This window comes from Mycolicibacterium tusciae, from assembly GCF_002086795.1.
GTDB classification, from domain to species: domain Bacteria; phylum Actinomycetota; class Actinomycetes; order Mycobacteriales; family Mycobacteriaceae; genus Mycobacterium; species Mycobacterium tusciae.
This window is the reverse complement of sequence record NZ_MVIM01000008.1, coordinates 37,332-55,642: the sequence shown is the minus strand read 5'-3', so window position 1 is coordinate 55,642 and position 18,311 is coordinate 37,332. Positions and strand designations below refer to the sequence as shown.

General features: G+C 66.9%; 15 protein-coding genes. 11 read left to right on the top strand and 4 right to left on the bottom strand.

The features are described from left to right. The first annotated feature begins 125 nt into the window (after positions 1 to 125). The 10 genes from BST47_RS16405 to BST47_RS16360 all read left to right on the top strand — a co-directional run bounded on the left by BST47_RS16405 (position 126) and on the right by BST47_RS16360 (position 12,223). Positions 126 to 1,838 carry an acyclic terpene utilization AtuA family protein gene (locus tag BST47_RS16405; protein WP_083126601.1) on the top strand — a complete coding sequence of 571 codons (1,713 nt, stop codon included), beginning with the start codon at positions 126 to 128 and terminating at the stop codon, positions 1,836 to 1,838. Next, positions 1,835 to 2,983: an acyl-CoA dehydrogenase family protein gene (locus tag BST47_RS16400; RefSeq protein WP_083126600.1), complete on the top strand. Its 1,149-nt coding sequence runs from the start codon at positions 1,835 to 1,837 to the stop codon at positions 2,981 to 2,983. Before BST47_RS16405 ends, BST47_RS16400 begins: the two co-directional genes overlap by 4 nt. Next, positions 2,980 to 4,575, top strand: a complete 1,596-nt coding sequence (locus tag BST47_RS16395) for an acyl-CoA carboxylase subunit beta (protein ID WP_083126599.1) — start codon at positions 2,980 to 2,982, stop codon at positions 4,573 to 4,575. The genes BST47_RS16400 and BST47_RS16395 overlap by 4 nt, the downstream gene beginning before the upstream one ends. 10 nt (positions 4,576 to 4,585) lie before the next feature. Further along, positions 4,586 to 6,520 carry an acetyl/propionyl/methylcrotonyl-CoA carboxylase subunit alpha gene (locus BST47_RS16390; protein WP_083126598.1) on the top strand — a complete coding sequence of 645 codons (1,935 nt, stop codon included), beginning with the start codon at positions 4,586 to 4,588 and terminating at the stop codon, positions 6,518 to 6,520. Positions 6,521 to 6,528: 8 nt separating this feature from the next. Beyond that, the gene (locus BST47_RS16385; RefSeq protein WP_083126597.1) at positions 6,529 to 7,689 is read left to right on the top strand and encodes an acyl-CoA dehydrogenase family protein; all 1,161 of its coding nucleotides are present in this window, start codon (positions 6,529 to 6,531) and stop codon (positions 7,687 to 7,689) included. Continuing rightward, the gene (locus BST47_RS16380; protein ID WP_083126596.1) at positions 7,689 to 8,456 is read left to right on the top strand and encodes an enoyl-CoA hydratase family protein; all 768 of its coding nucleotides are present in this window, start codon (positions 7,689 to 7,691) and stop codon (positions 8,454 to 8,456) included. Before BST47_RS16385 ends, BST47_RS16380 begins: the two co-directional genes overlap by 1 nt. 236 nt (positions 8,457 to 8,692) lie before the next feature. Beyond that, entirely contained in the window at positions 8,693 to 9,085 is a 393-nt protein-coding gene (locus tag BST47_RS16375; protein ID WP_133056219.1) for a hypothetical protein, read from the top strand. A gap of 77 nt (positions 9,086 to 9,162) precedes the next feature. Continuing rightward, positions 9,163 to 10,668 carry an ArnT family glycosyltransferase gene (locus tag BST47_RS16370; RefSeq protein ID WP_083126594.1) on the top strand — a complete coding sequence of 502 codons (1,506 nt, stop codon included), beginning with the start codon at positions 9,163 to 9,165 and terminating at the stop codon, positions 10,666 to 10,668. A 21-nt stretch (positions 10,669 to 10,689) separates the two neighbouring features. Then, a complete protein-coding gene (locus tag BST47_RS16365) occupies positions 10,690 to 11,451 on the top strand; it encodes an SDR family oxidoreductase (protein ID WP_083126593.1) in 762 nt (253 codons plus the stop codon). A 190-nt stretch (positions 11,452 to 11,641) separates the two neighbouring features. Further along, positions 11,642 to 12,223, top strand: coding sequence for a DUF1707 SHOCT-like domain-containing protein (locus BST47_RS16360; RefSeq protein ID WP_083126795.1), 582 nt, complete (start codon positions 11,642 to 11,644; stop codon positions 12,221 to 12,223). Between the two features lie 21 nt (positions 12,224 to 12,244). Here the strand turns inward: BST47_RS16360 and BST47_RS16355 are convergent, their stop codons facing one another. Next, positions 12,245 to 14,251: a VWA domain-containing protein gene (locus BST47_RS16355; RefSeq protein WP_083126592.1), complete on the bottom strand. Its 2,007-nt coding sequence runs from the start codon at positions 14,249 to 14,251 to the stop codon at positions 12,245 to 12,247. After that, a complete protein-coding gene (locus tag BST47_RS16350) occupies positions 14,244 to 15,626 on the bottom strand; it encodes a sigma 54-interacting transcriptional regulator (RefSeq protein ID WP_083126591.1) in 1,383 nt (460 codons plus the stop codon). The genes BST47_RS16355 and BST47_RS16350 overlap by 8 nt, the downstream gene beginning before the upstream one ends. 154 nt (positions 15,627 to 15,780) lie before the next feature. Here BST47_RS16350 and BST47_RS16345 point away from each other — a divergent pair, with 154 nt between their 5' ends. Beyond that, positions 15,781 to 16,038, top strand: coding sequence for a DUF7218 family protein (locus BST47_RS16345; protein ID WP_083126590.1), 258 nt, complete (start codon positions 15,781 to 15,783; stop codon positions 16,036 to 16,038). A 74-nt stretch (positions 16,039 to 16,112) separates the two neighbouring features. Here the strand turns inward: BST47_RS16345 and purH are convergent, their stop codons facing one another. Both purH and purN read right to left on the bottom strand, forming a co-directional pair. Beyond that, positions 16,113 to 17,681, bottom strand: coding sequence for a bifunctional phosphoribosylaminoimidazolecarboxamide formyltransferase/IMP cyclohydrolase (purH, locus tag BST47_RS16340; protein ID WP_083126589.1), 1,569 nt, complete (start codon positions 17,679 to 17,681; stop codon positions 16,113 to 16,115). Continuing rightward, a complete protein-coding gene (purN, locus tag BST47_RS16335; protein WP_083126588.1) occupies positions 17,678 to 18,307 on the bottom strand; it encodes a phosphoribosylglycinamide formyltransferase in 630 nt (209 codons plus the stop codon). The genes purH and purN overlap by 4 nt, the downstream gene beginning before the upstream one ends. Positions 18,308 to 18,311 lie beyond the last annotated feature (4 nt).

Sequence of the window (18,311 nt, the reverse complement as noted above, 5' to 3'; positions counted from 1 at the left end):
GCATCGGCAATTGCTCTTCAGGATAGCCGGTGACCTGCGTAGCCTCCAAAACAGCGGAGTGGCTTGGCGCGATACCACCGGTACCCGCTAACCTACCGGTTGGTTGATACGTCGCAAGGAGGCGCGTGGCTACTAGTTCTGCAGCGGTCCGCATCGGCAACTACTCGGGCTTCTATGGTGACCGTCTCGCGGCCATGCGGGAGATGCTCACCGGCGGTGAGCTGGACTATCTCACCGGTGACTACCTCGCCGAACTCACGATGCTGATCCTGGCCCGCGACCGCGTCAAGTCGCCCGACCGCGGCTACGCGAAGACCTTTCTGATCCAGCTCGAGGAGTGCCTCGGCACCGCGCTGGATCGCGGCGTGCGGATCGTCGCGAACGCCGGCGGCCTCAACCCCGCCGGGTTGGCGCAGGCGGTGCGCGATCTGGCGGACCGCCTCGGGCTGAGCGTGCGGGTGGCCCACGTCGAGGGCGACGATCTGCTGCCGCGAGCCGAAGAGTTGGGCTTCGGAGCCGCTACGGCGCTGGCGGCCAACGCGTACCTCGGGGCGTGGGGCATCGTCGACTGCCTGAACTCCGGCGCGGACGTCGTCGTCACCGGTCGCGTCACCGACGCGTCGGTCATCGTCGGGCCGGCCGCCGCGCACCACGGATGGGGTCGCACCGACCACGACCGGCTCGCGGGCGCGATCGCCGCCGGCCACGTCATCGAGTGTGGCGCGCAGGCCACCGGCGGCAACTACTCGTTCTTCACCGAGATAGCCGACCTCACCCATCCGGGCTTTCCACTCGCCGAAATCCACTCCGACGGATCGTCGGTCATCACCAAACACCCGGGTACCGGCGGAGCGGTCACCATCGACACCGTCACCGCACAACTGCTCTACGAGATCACCGGTGCGCGATACGCCAATCCCGATGCGACACTGCGCGTCGACACCATCGAACTCAGCGACGACGGGCCGGACCGCGTTCGCATCAGCGGGGTGACGGGCGAAGCACCGCCTCCGACGTTGAAGGTCTCGCTCAACAGCATCGGTGGATACCGCAACGAGATGACCTTGGTACTCACCGGATTGGACATCGAGGCCAAGGCCTCGCTGGTACGCAGACAGCTCGAGAGCGCCCTGGCGGACAAGCCCGCCGAGATGCAGTGGACACTGGCGCGCACCGATCACGCCGACGCCGACACCGAGGAAGCCGCCAGCGCGCTGCTGCGATGCGTGGTGCGCGACCCCGATCCGGCCAACGTCGGACGTCAATTCTCCTCGGCGGCTGTCGAACTCGCGTTGGCCAGCTATCCCGGTTTCACCAGCACCGCGCCGCCGGGTGACGGTCAGATCTACGGCGTATTCCACCCCGCATTCGTGCCCGCCACCGAGGTCGCCCATGTCGCCGTGCACGCCGACGGCAGCCGCACCGACATCGCCCCGGCCTCCGAGACACTGGACCTGGCGGATGCCCCGCCGCCGGCATTGCCCGAACCACTCCCCGACGGCGCCACCCGACGCGTGCCGCTGGGACGGATTGCGGGCGCGCGCAGCGGCGACAAGGGCGGTAGTGCCAACGTCGGGTTGTGGGTCCGCCGCGACGACCACTGGCAGTGGCTGGCGCACACCCTGACCGTCGACAAGCTTCGCGAGTTACTGCCTGAGACAGCGGATCTGGAAGTCACCCGCCACCTGCTGCCTCGGCTGCGGGCGGTCAACTTCTTGATCGAGGGCATCCTCGGTCAAGGGGTGGCCTATCAGGCCCGCTTCGATCCGCAGGCCAAAGGTCTTGGTGAATGGCTACGCAGCCGCCATGTCGACATCCCTGAGGAGTTCTTGTCTTGAGCATCTGGCACACCCCGGAACGGGAACAACTTCGAAAGACGGTGCGGGCGTTCGCAGAACGCGAGATCCTGCCCAACGTCGACGAGTGGGAGCGCAGCGGCGACCTGCCCCGCGATCTGCACCGCAAGGCGGGCGATGCGGGCCTGCTGGGGGCAGGCATGCCCGAAGCCGTCGGCGGGGGTGGTGGCGACGGTGCGGACGCGGTGGTCATCTGCGAGGAGATGCACTACTCCGGCGCACCCGGCGGCGTCTTCGCCTCGCTGTTCACCTGCGGGATCTCGGTGCCGCACATGATCGCCTCCGGCGACGAGCGGTTGATCGACACCTATGTGCGGCCGACACTGCGCGGCGACCTGATCGGCAGCCTGGCCATCACCGAACCGGGCGGCGGTTCGGACGTCGGGCACCTGACCACGCGCGCCGTCCGCGATGGCGACGATTACGTCATCAACGGCGCGAAGACCTACATCACCTCCGGCGTGCGGGCGGACTATGTGGTGACCGCGGCCCGCACGGGAGGCGACGGCGCTGCGGGTGTCTCGCTGATCGTCGTCGACAAGAACACACCCGGATTCGAGGTCAGCCGCAAACTGGACAAAATGGGGTGGCGGTCCAGTGACACCGCTGAGCTCTCCTACACGGATGCGCGGGTGCCCGCCGCCAACCTCATCGGCGGAGAGAACACCGGATTCATCCAAATCGCAGGCGCATTCGTCTCCGAACGCGTCGGGCTGGCCGCGCAGGCATACGCGAGTGCGCAACGGTGCCTCGACCTGACCGTCGAATGGTGCCGCAACCGTGAAACGTTCGGCAGGCCGTTGATCACACGGCAATCCGTGCAGAACACGCTGGCCGAAATGGCGCGGCGCATCGATGTGGCCCGCGTCTACACCCGCAACGTGGTGGAACGACAGCTCGCGGGTGAGACCAACCTGATCACGGAGGTGTGCTTCGCGAAGAACACCGCCGTCGAGGCCGGCGAGTGGGTGGCCAATCAGGCCGTGCAGTTGTTCGGCGGGATGGGATACATGAGCGAATCCGAAGTGGAGCGGCAGTACCGGGATATGCGCATCCTCGGCATCGGCGGCGGCACGACGGAGATCCTCACCGGCCTCGCGGCGAAAACCCTTGGGTTCCAGTCATGACCGCGCTGAAGTCGACCATCGACAAGAGGTCCTCGGCGTTCTCCGAGGCCGCGGACGTGATGACCGCCAAACTCGCCGAACTCGAGATCGAACACGCCAAGGCGTTGGCCGGCGGCGGTGAAAAGTACGTCAAACGCCATCACGACCGCGGAAAGATGACCGCGCGCGAGCGCATCGAGATGCTGCTCGACCCCGATTCGCCGTTCCTGGAACTCAGTCCGCTGGCCGCATGGGGTAGCGACTTCGCCGTCGGGGCCAGCGTCGTGACGGGAATCGGCGCGATCGAGGGCGTGGAGTGCCTCATCGTGTCCAACGACCCAACGGTCAAGGGCGGCACCAGCAATCCGTGGACACTGAAGAAGATCCTGCGCGCCAACCAGATCGCGCTGCAGAACCGGCTGCCGGTGGTGTCACTGGTGGAATCCGGCGGCGCCGATCTGCCGACGCAGAAGGAGATCTTCATACCCGGCGGTCAGATGTTCCGCGACCTCACCCGGCTCTCGGCAGCGGGGATCCCGACCATCGCGCTGGTGTTCGGCAACTCGACGGCCGGCGGCGCCTATATCCCCGGAATGTCCGACCACGTGGTGATGATCAAGGAGCGTTCCAAGGTCTTCCTGGCCGGGCCGCCGCTGGTGAAGATGGCGACCGGCGAGGAATCCGACGACGAATCGCTTGGCGGCGCCGAGATGCACGCCCGCACTTCGGGACTCGGCGACTACTTCGCAGTCGACGAGCTCGACGCGATCCGCATCGGTCGTCGCATCGTGGCCAGGTTGAACTGGCGCAAGCAGGGCCCAGCGCCGAGCCCGGTCACCGAGCCGCTGTTCGATCCGGAGGAGCTGGTCGGCATCGTCCCCGCCGATCTGCGCATCCCGTTCGATCCACGCGACGTCATCGCCCGCATCGTCGACGGCTCCGACTTCGACGAGTTCAAACCCCTCTACGGTTGCTCCCTGGTGACCGGCTGGGCCACCCTCTACGGCTATCCGATCGGCATCCTGGCCAACCACCGCGGGGTGTTGTTCTCCGAGGAGTCGCAGAAGGCCACCCAGTTCATCCAGCTGGCCAACCGCGCCGACACGCCACTGTTGTTCCTGCACAACACGACCGGCTACATGGTCGGCCGCAAGTACGAGGAGGGCGGGATGATCAAGCACGGCTCGATGATGATCAACGCCGTCTCCAATTCCACCGTGCCGCACATCTCCCTGCTGATCGGCGCCTCGTACGGCGCGGGCCACTACGGGATGTGCGGCCGCGCCTACGATCCCCGGTTTCTGTTCGCGTGGCCCAGCTCCAAGTCCGCTGTCATGGGTGGCACGCAGCTGGCGGGCGTCCTGTCGATCGTCAGCCGCGCCGCCGCCGAGGCCCGCGGCCAGCAGGTCGACGAGGACGCCGACGCCGCCCTGCGCGCCGCTGTGGAAGCGCAGATCGAGGCCGAGTCGCTGCCGATGTTCCTGTCCGGCCGGCTCTATGACGACGGGGTGATCGACCCGCGAGACACCCGCACCGTGCTGGGAATGTGCCTGTCCGCCATCGCGAATGGCCCGATCAAGGGGACGTCGAACTTCGGCGTTTTCAGGATGTGAGCGCCGCGCGATGATCACTCGAGTACTGGTTGCCAATCGCGGCGAGATCGCTCGCCGGGTGTTCGACACCTGCCGCAAGCTCGGCATCGGCACCGTCGCCGTCTACACCGATCCCGACGCGGCGTCTCCCCACGTCGCCGAGGCGGACGCCCGGGTGCGGCTGGAAGGTACCAAGGGCTACCTCGACGCGGCGCAGCTGATCGCCGCCGCACAGGCGGCCGGGGCCGACGCGATCCACCCCGGATACGGATTCCTCTCGGAGAACGCTGAGTTCGCCGCCGCGGTAATCGATGCCGGGCTTACGTGGATAGGTCCACCGGTGGCCGCGGTTGCCGCAATGGGCTCCAAGATCGAGGCGAAGAAGATGCTGGCGGCCGCGGGTGTGCCGGTGCTCGAGGAACTCGATCCCGACACCGTCACCGCCGACCAGTTGCCGGTGCTGATCAAGGCCTCTGCCGGTGGCGGCGGCCGCGGTATGCGGATCGTCGACGAGTTGTCGTCGCTGCCGGACCAGGTGGAGGCCGCACGCCGCGAAGCGCAGTCGGCCTTCGGCGATCCGACCGTGTTCTGCGAGCGCTACCTCGCCACCGGTCATCACGTCGAGGTCCAGGTGATGGCGGACCAGCACGGCACCGTGTGGGCGGTCGGCGAACGCGAATGTTCGATCCAGCGGCGCCATCAGAAGATCATCGAAGAGGCGCCCTCGCCGCTCGTCGAGCGGACGGAAGGCATGCGCGCCAAGCTGTTCGACGCCGCGCGGCTGGCGGCGGAGGCGATCGGCTACGCCGGTGCGGGCACCGTCGAGTTCATGGCGGGCCCAGATGGTCCAGGGGCGGGCGATTTCTACTTCCTCGAGATGAACACCCGACTGCAGGTCGAACATCCCGTCACCGAGGCGACCACCGGGCTGGACCTCGTCGAGTTGCAGCTGCACGTCGCCGATGGCGGACAACTCGATCCCGAACCGCCACCGTCGCGTGGATCGTCCATCGAGGCACGGCTGTACGCCGAAGACCCGGCGAAGAACTGGCAGCCGCAGGCGGGCACCGTTCACCGGTTCGAGGTACCGCAGACGGTGCGAGTCGACACCGGCATCCAGGACGGCTCGGAGGTGTCGATCTTCTACGACCCGATGCTCGCCAAGGTCATCTCCTACGCACCGACGCGACGTCAAGCCGCGGCCGTCCTCGCCGATGCGCTGACCCGCACCCGGCTGCACGGCATCAGGACCAACCGCGATTTGTTGGTCAACGTGCTGCGGCACCCGGCGTTCCTCGACGGCGCCACCGATACGGCCTTCTTCGACACCCACGGCCTCGACCGGTTGTCCACCCCGCTGGGCGACGACCGGGCCGCCGCACTCTCCGCGGTCGCCGCGGCACTCGCCGACGCCGCGCAGAACCGCGACAGTGCAACGGTGTTCGCCGCCGCACCGAGCGGCTGGCGCAACCTGGCGTCCGGATTCCAGACCAAGTCCTACGGCGACGCTTCCGGCGGAGAGCACGTGGTGCGCTACCGCTGTACCCGCGACAGCGTGCACCTTCCCGACCTTGACGGCGTCGGTCTCGTGTCCTCCGCCGCCGATCGCGTCGTGCTGTCCATCGCCGGTGTGGAGCGTGCCTTCGATGTCGCGCGATACGGCGCCGACGTGTACGTCGACTCATCCCTGGGGCCCGTGCATCTCGTGGCGCTACCTCGCTTCGGCGACCCCGATACCGCTGTTGCGCAGGGGTCGCTCTTGGCGCCCATGCCCGGATCGGTGTTGCGCATCGGCGCCGCCGTGGGCGACTCGGTGGCCGCCGGGCAGCCACTGGTGTGGCTGGAGGCGATGAAGATGGAGCACACCGTGACCTCGCCCGGCGACGGAGTGCTCGCCGAACTCAACGTCGAGGTCGGCCAGCAGGTCGACGTCGGGGCCGTACTCGCCCGAGTGGACAACCCTTAAGGAAACACATGAGCAGCTTCGTCGAGACCGAAGAACAGCAGGCGCTGCGCAAGGCTGTCGCCGCGATGGCCGCCAACTATGGCGAGAAGTACTACCTGGAGAAGGCCCGCGCTGGTGAACACACCACCGAGTTGTGGAGCGAGGCAGGCAAACTCGGCTTCATCGGGGTGAACCTGCCCGAAGAGTACGGCGGCGGCGGGGCCGGGATGTACGAGCTGTCGCTGGTCATGGAGGAGATGTCCGCCGCCGGCTGCGCCCTGCTCTTGATGGTGGTCTCCCCCGCCATCAACGGCACCATCATCGCCAAGTTCGGCACCGAGGAGCAGAAGAAGCGCTGGATCCCGGGAATCGCCGACGGATCGATCACCATGGCGTTCGCGATCACCGAACCCGACGCGGGGTCGAACAGTCACAAGATCACCACCACCGCCCGCCGTGACGGCAGCGACTGGATTCTGTCGGGTCAGAAGGTGTACATCTCGGGCGTCGACCAGGCCCAGGCGATTCTCGTCGTCGGCCGGACCGAAGATCACAAGACCGGCAACCTCAAGCCGGCACTGTTCGTCGTGCCCACCGACACCCCTGGCATGACGTGGACCAAGATCGACATGGAGATCGTCAGCCCCGAGAACCAGTTCCAGCTGTTCTTGGACGAGGTGCGACTTCCCGCCGACGCGCTCGTCGGGTCCGAAGACGCGGCCATCGCGCAGCTGTTCGCCGGACTCAACCCGGAGCGCATCATGGGCGCCGCCAGCGCGGTCGGAATGGGCCGGTTCGCGATCAACAAGGCCACCGAGTACGTCAAGACGCGCCAGGTGTGGAAGACGCCGATCGGCGCGCATCAGGGACTGTCACACCCGTTGGCGCAGAACCACATCGAGATCGAGCTGGCGAAGCTGATGATGCAGAAGGCCGCATCGCTGTACGACCTCGGCGACGACGTCGGCGCGGCCGAGGCCGCCAACATGGCCAAGTATGCGGCGGGTGAAGCGTCGGTGCGCGCGGTCGATCAGGCGGTGCAGTGCCTCGGCGGCAACGGCCTGACGAAGGAGTACGGTATCGCCTCGGTGCTGGTGGCGTCGCGGTTGGCCCGCATCGCACCCGTGAGCCGAGAGATGATCCTCAACTTCGTCGCGCAGACGTCACTGGGTCTGCCCAGGTCGTACTGATGAGCGCGCTTGTCGGCTACTCCGTCGAGGGCAGCGTCGCGCGCCTGACGCTGGACTCGCCGGAGAACCGCAACGCGTTGTCGACCGCGCTGGTCGACCAGCTACACCAGGGTCTGACCGACGCCACCACGGACGGTGGAGTCCGTGCGGTGGTGCTCGGCCACACCGGCGGAACCTTCTGCGCAGGAGCCGATCTCGCCCAAGCCTCAGGTGGTGACCCCGCCGATATCGACGTCGAACGGGCCCGCGAACTGACCCGGCTGCTGCGCAGGATCCTCGAACTGCCGATCCCGGTGATCGGCGCGATCGACGGACACGTCCGCGCCGGTGGGCTGGGACTGGTGGGCGCATGCGACATCGCGGTGGCGGGCCAGGCGAGTACGTTCGCGTTGACCGAAGCGCGCATTGGCGTTGCGCCGTCGATCATCTCGCTCGCCCTGCTGCCGAAGATGACGGCCCGCGCCGCGGGCCGCTACTTCCTGACCGGCGAGAAGTTCGGCGCCGCCGAGGCCGCCGACATCGGCCTGATCACCGTCGCCACCGACGACGTCGAGGCGACGGTGGCGGCCCTGGGCGCGGAGATCGGCAAAGCCTCGCCGCAGGGGTTGGCCGCCTCCAAGGCCCTGACGACCGCGCCGCTGCTGGCGGCGTTCGACCGGGACGCCGAGGCGTTGACGCGGCAGTCCGCCGAATTGTTTGTCTCCGAAGAGGCCAGAGAGGGCATGATGGCGTTTCTGCAGAAGCGCCCGCCGAACTGGGCGACCTAGGGACCGCGAAGCTGCGGGACCCCAGCGCGACGAGACAGGTTGGGGTCCAGCCGGTTTCCCTCTGATGAATTTTGAGTACGGCAAACGTGCGGGAACCCTTGGCAAAGCACGCTCGTCGCGACACGACGAGCAACAGCGCCTATCATTTCGGCTAATCAGCGAGTCCGGATTTTGATGGTTGTGTACCCGCTTTGCACTACGTAACAGGCGAACTGTCCATCTTGAACGGAGTGGTCATGAAAAGAGTCATTGTCGTTGCTGGATTCATCGGCGGGGCCGCCCTGGCTACCGCCGCCCCGGCGTCAGCAGAGCCCATCGACCCCGACTGGTTGGTGGGCTGCGCACCCGCGGTTACCTGCAAGATCGCGGCGGTTCCGCAGCAGACGGTGAATAGTCTCGTTGCTCTCCCTGGACAATTCGTGGGCGGCGTCACCTCGTTGCCCGAAGATGCCGCCAACAGCTTCGCGAGGCTGGGGGACGCTCCGGGAAAGATCGCCAGCCTGCCAAGCGATTTCGCGACGAGCATCGCGAACTTGCCGGGCAATTTCGTCGGCAAGATCGCAAGTCTGCCTTCTGATGCGGCCGCAAGCCTGGCCAAACCTTTTGGCCCAGTCCCTGCGCCCGACTAATACGAGTGAAGAACTGACTTCGGCTCCCGCCATGATGCGGGCGGGGAGGATCGACGGGCGCATCTTAGGGTGAGGGCGTGACCTCGGCCCGACGCGACGGACTGGTGCTGGCGGTCATACTTCTGATCGCCGCAGCCGTCCGACTGATCGGGCTGGCGGGGCGCGGCGAGTGGGACGACGATCAGGGCACCGAAATGCTCACGCTGCTGCATTGGGTGCGCGACGGACAGATGCCCTTGGTGGGTCCGCAGGCCTCGTTCGCCACCGGACATCACGGCGTTGCCTATTACTGGCTCCTTGCGCCCAGTGCGTTCCTGAGTGATGTCGATCCGGCGGTGGTGTTGACGACCGTGGCGCTCATCGGCATCGCCGGCGTTGCAGCGACGTGGTGGCTGGGCCGCACGGTAGGCGGCCCGCTGGCCGGACACGTCGCGGCGCTGTTGATGGCGGTGAGCCCGTCGGCGATCGGAGCGTCGACATTTCTGTGGAACGCGAACATCGTCGGCCCCGTGGCCGCGCTGGCAGTGGCCGCGGCCTGGCAGGCATGGCGCACACGCGAGCTCGGCTGGTGGGTGCTGGCTTCTGCGGCAACGGTTCTCTTGGTCCACGCTCACCTGCTGGCGGTGCTGGCGGTGCCACCGTTCATCGCCTTGTTCATCGCCGACGTGTTTCGGCGGCCGCGACGGTCGGTGCGTGGCGTATTGGCGGCGACCGCATTGATCATGGTCGCTGGGCTCGTCCCGGTTCTCGTCTACGAACTGCACACCGATTTCGCCGAGACACGCGGAATCTCGGATCATGTCTTCGCGGCGAACCTGGGCATAGATGAGTCGGTAGGCCAACGCCTCGCAGCCATCCCCGTCATCGGATGGCGAATCCTGGCCGGGCCGGTCGCCGGTGATTCCGCATCTGCCCCGCTGTCGGCATGGCCGGCGTCCGTCACCACCGTGGCGGCACTCATCATCGCCGCGGTCGCGACGACAGGCATCGCACGGCGGTTCGGCGGCTGGGCGATCCTCACCACGGCATGGGCGATCGTCGCGCTGGCCCTCATCGCACCGACGCTGGCTGTCAGTTATCCAGGGCTGCCGACGGATCAGTACTACTCCTGGCTTCATCCGATTGTGTTCACCGCCATCGGAATAGGTGTCTCCTGGATGTGGTCGGCGCGACCGGTCCTAGTGCGATGCGCCGCCGCCGCTGCGGTCATCGTGTGCATCGTTTCGGCGATCGTGGTGATGCCGTCGTTCACACCCTCGGCAAAGGGCTGGCCGCATGCGGTGCACGCAGCCGAGAAGGTGAGGGCGACACTAGGGGACGTGCCGATCGCGGTCACCGGGGTCAACAAGTCCGGAGGAGCGATCGAATTCCCGTTGCGTCGCAGTGGCGTTCCGATCGTTGAGCCGTCGGAGGCGACGTTTCTCGTAATGACATGCGACCCGCTGTTCGAGCGCTCGATCGGGCTCGCCTGTGGCGGACCGGCCGAAATCGCAGAGGCGGCACTGGTCGGTTTCCCGGCGAAGGAGGGCTCGTGTTTCTACAACACTCCGCGACGCTACGTGTGCATCCTTACCCGGCAGTGACCGCGGCATAGGATCACCGACATGGCGAAACGGGTCTTGGTCACCGGGGCGACCGGCACGCTCGGTCACCAAGTGTTGCCCGCGGCCATCGCGGCCGGCTACGACGTCTACGCGCTGAGTCGGCGCAACCAACCTGACAGCGGCGAATTACATTGGCGGCGAGCCGATCTGCTGGCAGGTGAGGGAATCGACGCGGCGGTCGACGGGGTGGACGTGATCGTCAACTGCGCCACGCAGGCGACCGGCGACAAGGATGTCACCTCGATGCGGCACCTGACGTCGGCGATGCGACGCGCCGGCGTCGGCCACCTCGTGCACGTATCGATCGTCGGTATCGACCGAATCCCGTTGCCCTACTACCGGACCAAGGTCAGAGTCGAGCAAGCACTGGACGCCTCCGGCGTCGCCCATACGGTACTGCGCGCCACCCAGTTCCACGACCTGATCGCCACCAGCTTCGCGGTCCAGCGGTACTCACCCGTGCTGTGGGCGCTGCGCGGCGTCAGCTTCCAGCCGATCGACAGCCGCGACGTCGCGCGTCGGCTCGTCGAGCTGATCGATTCCGACCCGTCGGGCCGGGTGCCCGACATCGGCGGACCGACGGTGCACACGCACGCCGAGTTGGGGCGGATGTACCTGACCGCGGGTGGGGGCCGCCGCAAAGTGGTGGCCGTCCCCATCCCGGGACGCATCGTTGCCGCGTACCGATCGGGCGCGCACCTCGCACCCCAGAACCCCGTCGGCACCATCGAGTTTGCCGACTACTTGGCCGGCGCGGAATAAAGTTTGCTTGTCTATCTGATTCGCCGGCATCGAAGGATGCACAGTTTGGACATCGGCCTTGCATGTGCCAGCGTTCGTCGTAGGCTCGTCGGTGATGAGCGCCTGCGCAAAGAACAGATGGTAGTGATGAGCGGTTCCGCGAAGAACAGATGGTTGTGATGAGCGCCTGCGCAAAGAACAGATGGCCGGGATGAGCACTCCAGCGTCGCGGAACGGCTCAAGGCGCGCTGCAGACACCGATCGTATCCACATGGCGCAGCTCCTCACCGATGCCGCTGCTCAGGGCCGACTGCCACTGAACGAATACGAAGAACGCCTGACCAGGGCGTACGCCGCGCAGACATATGACGAACTCGATCGGCTTTCCGCGGACCTGCCCGGTTCTGTCTCGGCCGGTCCCAGCGGCGGGCCGGTGCGGCCTGCACCGTCGACGATGCTGCTGGCAATCATGAGTGGGTTCGAGCGTCGCGGCCGCTGGAACGTGCCGAAGCGGATGACCACCTTTGCTCTCTTCGGCGGAGGCGTGGTGGATTTGCGGTACGCCGACTTCACCTCACCAGAAGTCGAGATCCACTCCTACTCGATCTTCGGCGGCCAAACCATCTTGGTGCCGCCCGAGGTGAACGTGGACCTGCGCGGTGTCGGGGTGATGGGATCCTTCGACCAAAGCGTGAGCGGGGAAGGTTCGCCGGGAGCGCCGTGCGTGCGCATCCGCGGCTTCTCGCTGTGGGGCAGCGTCGGCGTCAAGCGCAGGAAGCGCAAGCCGGTCTAGCGGCACGCGGGCCGCGAGTGCTCAACGCCGACGGCGCGACCGCAGGTAGTCGCCGACGACGGCGGCACCCAGCCCGTCGAGATCGGGCACCACGACGCGTCCCTCGACACGACGCGCCACCTGATCGATGAATTTGGCCAGCCCCGGATCACTGCCCAACCGGAAGATCGTCACCTGCGCACCCAGCCCCGCCATATCGTCGAAACCCTTGACCGTGTGGGCGATGGTGCGGGGATGTGGCGGATAGTCGAAGAACACCGAGGGCGGCTGAGCCGCCGATTCAGCTCCAGCCCCGTTTCCGTATGCCTCCAGGTGTGCGGTGGGTTCACCGTCGGTCACGACGAGCAGCACCGGCTGCGCGTTGGGATGGCGGCGCAGGTGCCGACCCGCCAGCGCGAGCGCATGGTGCAGGTTGGTGCCCTGCTCGTACACGCCTTCCAGCCCGGTCAGTTCCGCGGTGGAAACGGTGCGCGCATATCGGCCGAAAGCGATGATCTGCAACGCATCCGAGCGAAACCGCGTGCTGACGAGGTGGCTCAGCGCCAGCGCCGTGCGCTTCATCGGCAGCCACCGGTTCTCCATCACCATCGAGAATGACGTGTCGACCAGCAGTGCTACCGCGGCCTGGGTGCGAGTCTCGGTCTCGGAGATCTCCACATCGTCGACGGCGAACCTCAACGGCATGTGGACGCCGCCGGTGCCGGCCTGGCGTAGCACCGTGTTCGTCAATGTGCGGGTGACGTTCCAGGGTTCGGTGTCACCGAATGCCCACGGTCGCGTCGCGCCGGTGAGCTCTCCGGCCGCACCCGCGCGACGGGTCTCGCGCTCGCCGTGTCGCCCTGAAAGTTGCTGTGCCACATCGCGAAGCGCGGCCTGTCCGAGCTGTCGCATCGCCTTGGGAGACAGCCGCCACTGCCCGTCCGAGCCGCGGTCCAGAAATCCCTGGTCCATCAGCGCCCGCTCGAGTTCGGCCAGCGTCTTGGCGTCGACCGCGGCTTCGTCGCCCAGTTGGCGAGCGAGCATATCGAGGTCGACGTCCTCCATCGTGGCGCCCGCGTAACTCTGCGAAAGCGACTCTGCGAGCTCCTCCAGTTCGGCGATGTCGGCCATTGCCTGGGTGCCCTCACCCATGCCCATCGGGTTGTCACCGGAGAACCGCGACGAACCATCCCAGTCTTCGCCCGGCCGGGCCGCCTGTAGGTGGCTGTCGAGCCGGTTGAGCGCATTCATCAGCGACGGTGATCCAAATGCCTGCTGCGCCAACGCATCAAGCTCGGCGCGTTGATCAGCCGACAGGCTGTTACGGAAGCGCTGTGCGGCGGCGGCACGCTTGGCCAAAGAGTCCAGCAGCTCCTCGACGTTGCGCGGGTTCTCCGGGAAGAACTCGCCGTGCTTGTCCATGAAGTTTTGAAAATCCTCCTGCGTGTCATTGCCCTGCGCATGCTTGTCCAGCAGGTCGTTGAGATCGTCGAGCATCTCGTTGACACGTTGGCGGTCTTCGTCGGTGGCGTTCTCCATCGCCTGCTTCATGCCCGCGAAGCGCTGGTCGAGCATTTCGCGGCCGAGGAGATCCTTTATCTGGTCGTACTTTTCGCGCGCCTCTGCACTGCGCCAGTCATAGTCGGAGAGCTCCTGCACGGCCTTTGCCGGCGAGGGCGGCAACGACTCGATGCGCATCTCGTTGAACCGCGCGTCGTCGTCCAGCGCGCGCGCCAGCTCCTTGCGCTCGGCGAGCACCGCCTCGTCCAGCAGCTTCTTGACCTCCTGCAGGGTGCCGTCGAGGTTGTTGCGCTGCAACAGTTCCCGGCGCCGACGGTTGGCCTCGGCGGCGAGCTTGTCGGCTCCGCGCATGTTCTGCGTGCCGCGCCGCATGAGCTCCGACAGCGCGCGCCGAGGTGAGCTGCCCTCCATGACGTCCTGGCCGATCTGCTCGAGCGCCTCGCTCAGGTCGATCGGCGGCGCCAGCGGATCAGGCCCGCCGGTGTATCGCGAATACCGCGTGAGGCGCCTGGCCCCGGAATCAGCCATAGACGGTTTCACCTTCTGAAGACACCTTGTCGATCCGTTTGGCCAGATACAGCGCCTCGAGCGCCATCTCGACGGCCGCCGCGCGCTGTCCGTCCGTCGTCGCCTCGAGCCGCTGCTGGATCTCGGCGATCGCCGGGACCTCGGGGACCGCTGCCAGCACGTCACGGGAGGACACGCGCTCACCGGTGGTCACCGCGGAACCGTTCTCGATCGCCATCACCAGCGGCCCGACATCGATGCCGCCGAGCAGCCGCTGCGCGGTGTCCGCGGTGGCACGGCGCAGCAGATGTTCGAGCACGGCCTGTTCGCGGCCTTCCTCGCCGGACTCGAACTCCAGCTTGCCGCGCAGCACATCGATCACCGTCGAGAGATCGACGACGCGCGCCACCGGATCCTGTTCGCCGAGGATGGCCGCACGGTGCCGCGCCGAGGCGGCGACCGTCTCCGCGGCCGCGATCGCGAAGCGCGCCGACACACCGGACCGCTGGTCGATGGACCGCGACTCGCGCAGGTAGCGCGCAAACCGGGCGAGCACGTGCACCAGGTACTCGGGCACCTCGGAGGCGAGGTTGGCCTCCTGCTTGATGACGCCGACCTCGGCCTCGAGTTCGTACGGGTAGTGGGTGCGGATCTCGGCGCCGAAGCGATCCTTCAGCGGCGTGATGATGCGGCCGCGGTTGGTGTAGTCCTCGGGGTTGGCGCTGGCGACGACGAGGACGTCGAGCGGCAGCCGCAGCGTGTAGCCGCGCACCTGGATGTCGCGTTCCTCCATCACGTTGAGCATCGACACCTGGATGCGCTCCGCGAGGTCGGGCAACTCGTTGATCGCGACGATGCCTCGGTGCGCCCGCGGGATGAGGCCGTATGCGATGGTCTCGGGGTCACCGAGGCTGCGGCCCTCGGCCACCTTGATCGGATCGATGTCGCCGACCAGGTCGGCCACGCTGGTATCCGGAGTCGCCAGCTTCTCGGTGTAGCGCTCGTTGCGATGTCGCCATTCGACGGGCAGGTCGTCACCGGAGTCGGCGGCCCGACGGATGGACTCGGGGGTGATCGGCGAGTACGGATGCTCGTTCAGTTCCGAACCGGCGATGACGGGGGTCCACTCGTCGAGCAGGCCGGTCAGTGCGCGCAGCAGGCGCGTCTTACCCTGCCCGCGTTCGCCGAGCAGCACCACGTCGTGCTCGGCGATCAGGGCCCGTTCCAGCTGCGGGAGCACAGTGTCCTCGAAGCCCAGGATGCCCGGCCACGCGTCGCGACCCTCGCCAAGCGCGGCCAGCAGGTTCTCGCGAATTTCGGCCTTGACGCCCCGCTCGACGTGACCGGAGGCCCTCAGCTCGGCAACGGTCCGGGGCAAATCGTTAGGTGATGTCACAACTCCACGCTACGACTTGTGTCCCGAACGTGCGTGTCCCCGGTGGACACGCCGCCAATCCGTCACATTCTGCGCACGCTCAGCACCGTTGCTCTGCATAAAAGGGTCGCCAATGGGCACCCTTCGGGGAGTAGTCGATCAAGGAGCGTCCACCATGCCGAACCCGTCCATCAAGAACGAGAAGCTGTACGAGGACCTGCGCGAACAGGGCAACTCGAAGCAGAAGTCCGCCAGGATCGCCAACGCCGCCGCGGCGCGCGGAAAGTCGGCCGTCGGGCGCAAGGGTGGGAAATCCGGGTCGTACGACGACTGGACGGTCTCGGACCTGAAGAAGCGCGCCAAGGAGATCGGTATCTCCGGTTACTCATCGCTGACCAAGTCGAAGCTGATCGACAAGATCCGCAACTCCTGAACCCCCGCGAGTGTGGGGCTTTCGCACGCTTGCGAGCCCTAAGGCGTGCGGGTAACCCACGTTCGTCGGGAAAGTCAGTGCGCGAAGTGACGCGCCCCGGTGAGGTACAGCGTGATCCCCGCCTCGGCGGCCGCCGCGGTGACCTCGTCGTCGCGCACGGAACCGCCAGGGTGCACGATCGCCTTCACGCCGGCCTCGGTGAGCACCTCGAGCCCGTCGGGGAACGGGAAGAACGCGTCGGACGCCGCGACGGCACCCCGCACCCGATCGCCTGCCCGCTGCACCGCCAGCTTGGCCGCGTCGACCCGATTGACCTGACCCATGCCGACCCCGACGGTGGCGCCGTCGGCGGCGACCACGATCGCGTTCGACTTCACCGCGCGGCACGCCAACCACGCGAACTTCAGGTCGGCCAGCGTCGCCGGGTCGGCGGGTGAGCCGGTGGCCAGTTCCCAGTTGGCCGAATCGTCCCCGGGAGCGGTGAACTCGTCGCGTTGCTGGATCAGCAGGCCGCCGCTGATCTGACGGAACTCGGTGCCGCCCTGCTGCGGTTCGGACGCCAGCAGCACGCGGATGTTCTTCTTGCGCGCAAGCACGTCCACGGCACCCGACTCGTAGGCGGGCGCGATGATCACCTCGGTGAAGATGTCGGCGACCGTCTCCGCCATCTCGACCGTCACTTCGGTGTTGGCCGCGATCACCCCACCGAACGCCGACAGCGGATCGCATTCGTGGGCCTTGCGATGCGCATCGGCCACCGACACCGACGAGATCGCGATCCCGCATGGGTTGGCGTGCTTGATGATCGCCACGCAGATCTCCTCGTGGTCGAACGCCGCGCGCCAGGCGGCATCGGCGTCGGTGTAGTTGTTGTACGACATCTCTTTGCCATGCAACTGCTGCGCCTGCGCCAGGCCCGGCCAGCCCGAGTCATAGCGATACAGCGCGGCCTGCTGGTGCGGGTTCTCGCCGTAGCGCAACACCGCCTCGCGTCGCCACGTCGCGCCCGTCCACAGCGGCAGCGACGGCGGCGCCGCATCGCCTTCGGACGCGAGCACCGACGACATCCACGCCGCGACCGCGACGTCGTATTCGGCGGTGTGCCGGAATGCCAAGGAGGCCAGCTTCTTCCGCTCCTCCAGCGTGAAGCCACCGGAGCGTACCGCGGCGAGCACACCGTCGTAGCCCAGCGGATCGACCACCACCGCGACGCTCGGATGGTTCTTCGCGGCGGCACGCACCATCGAGGGGCCACCGATGTCGATCTGCTCGACGCATTCGTCTTCGCCCGCGCCGGAGTCGACGGTCTGGGTGAACGGGTAGAGGTTGACGACCACCAGCTCGAACGGCGCGACGCCGAGTTCGGCGAGTGCCGAAACATGTTCGGGCTTGCGCTGATCGGCGAGCAGTCCCGCGTGGACATGCGGGTGCAGGGTTTTGACCCTGCCGTCGAGCACCTCGGGGAACCCGGTGACCTGCTCGACGGAAGTGACCGGAATACCGGCGTCAGCAATGGTTTTCGCGGTCGACCCGGTGGACACGAGTTCGACACCCGCCTCGTGGAGACCACGCGCGAGGTCGGTGAGCCCGGTCTTGTCGTACACGCTTATCAACGCACGCCGGATAGCCCTGCGGTCAGTCATCCCAATGTCGCCTTTCGTCCGGTCCAGGTCACGCCGCGGGTAGCCACCGCGGCCAGCACGTCCACCAGCAGTCGCCGTTCGACGACTTTGATCCGCTCGTGCAGGGAGGCTTCGTCATCGTCGTCGAGCACCGGCACGGCTTCTTGGGCCAGCAACGGTCCGGTGTCGGTGCCGGCATCGACGAGGTGCACGCTGCACCCCGTCACCTTGACTCCGTACTCCAGCGCTTCGGGTACCGCGTGTGCCCCGGGAAACGAGGGCAGCAGCGCCGGGTGGGTGTTGATGATCCGGCCCATGAAGCGGGAAAGGAAATGGGGCCCAAGTATTTTCATGAATCCGGCAGCCACGATCAAATCAGGTTCCTGCGCTGCGGTCGCGTCGGTGATCGCAGCATCCCAGGCCCCGCGGTCAGGGTGGTCGCGCAGCCGCACCGTATAGCTGGGTACCGATGCCGACGCGGCGATGTCGACGGCCGGGCAGTCGCGATCCACGCCGACGGCGATGATGTCGGCTGGGTAATCGCCGCCGGTGGCGTCGAGGAGGGATCGCAGCAGCGAACCGGTACCAGATGCGAGCACCACAACACGTGCGGGCACCTTCGGGGGCACTCGAAGCGGTTGCTGCACGCCT

What these genes read in the sequence shown, in the direction of transcription:
- BST47_RS16355 (WP_083126592.1), bottom strand. Translation starts at nt 14,251, where the DNA reads ATGGCTGATTCCGGGGCCAGGCGCCTCACGCGGTATTCGCGATACACC.
- BST47_RS16360 (WP_083126795.1), top strand. Translation starts at nt 11,642, where the DNA reads ATGAGCACTCCAGCGTCGCGGAACGGCTCAAGGCGCGCTGCAGACACC.
- BST47_RS16365 (WP_083126593.1), top strand. Translation starts at nt 10,690, where the DNA reads ATGGCGAAACGGGTCTTGGTCACCGGGGCGACCGGCACGCTCGGTCAC.
- BST47_RS16395 (WP_083126599.1), top strand. Translation starts at nt 2,980, where the DNA reads ATGACCGCGCTGAAGTCGACCATCGACAAGAGGTCCTCGGCGTTCTCC.
- BST47_RS16380 (WP_083126596.1), top strand. Translation starts at nt 7,689, where the DNA reads ATGAGCGCGCTTGTCGGCTACTCCGTCGAGGGCAGCGTCGCGCGCCTG.
- purH (WP_083126589.1), bottom strand. Translation starts at nt 17,681, where the DNA reads ATGACTGACCGCAGGGCTATCCGGCGTGCGTTGATAAGCGTGTACGAC.
- BST47_RS16345 (WP_083126590.1), top strand. Translation starts at nt 15,781, where the DNA reads ATGCCGAACCCGTCCATCAAGAACGAGAAGCTGTACGAGGACCTGCGC.
- BST47_RS16385 (WP_083126597.1), top strand. Translation starts at nt 6,529, where the DNA reads ATGAGCAGCTTCGTCGAGACCGAAGAACAGCAGGCGCTGCGCAAGGCT.
- BST47_RS16375 (WP_133056219.1), top strand. Translation starts at nt 8,693, where the DNA reads ATGAAAAGAGTCATTGTCGTTGCTGGATTCATCGGCGGGGCCGCCCTG.
- BST47_RS16390 (WP_083126598.1), top strand. Translation starts at nt 4,586, where the DNA reads ATGATCACTCGAGTACTGGTTGCCAATCGCGGCGAGATCGCTCGCCGG.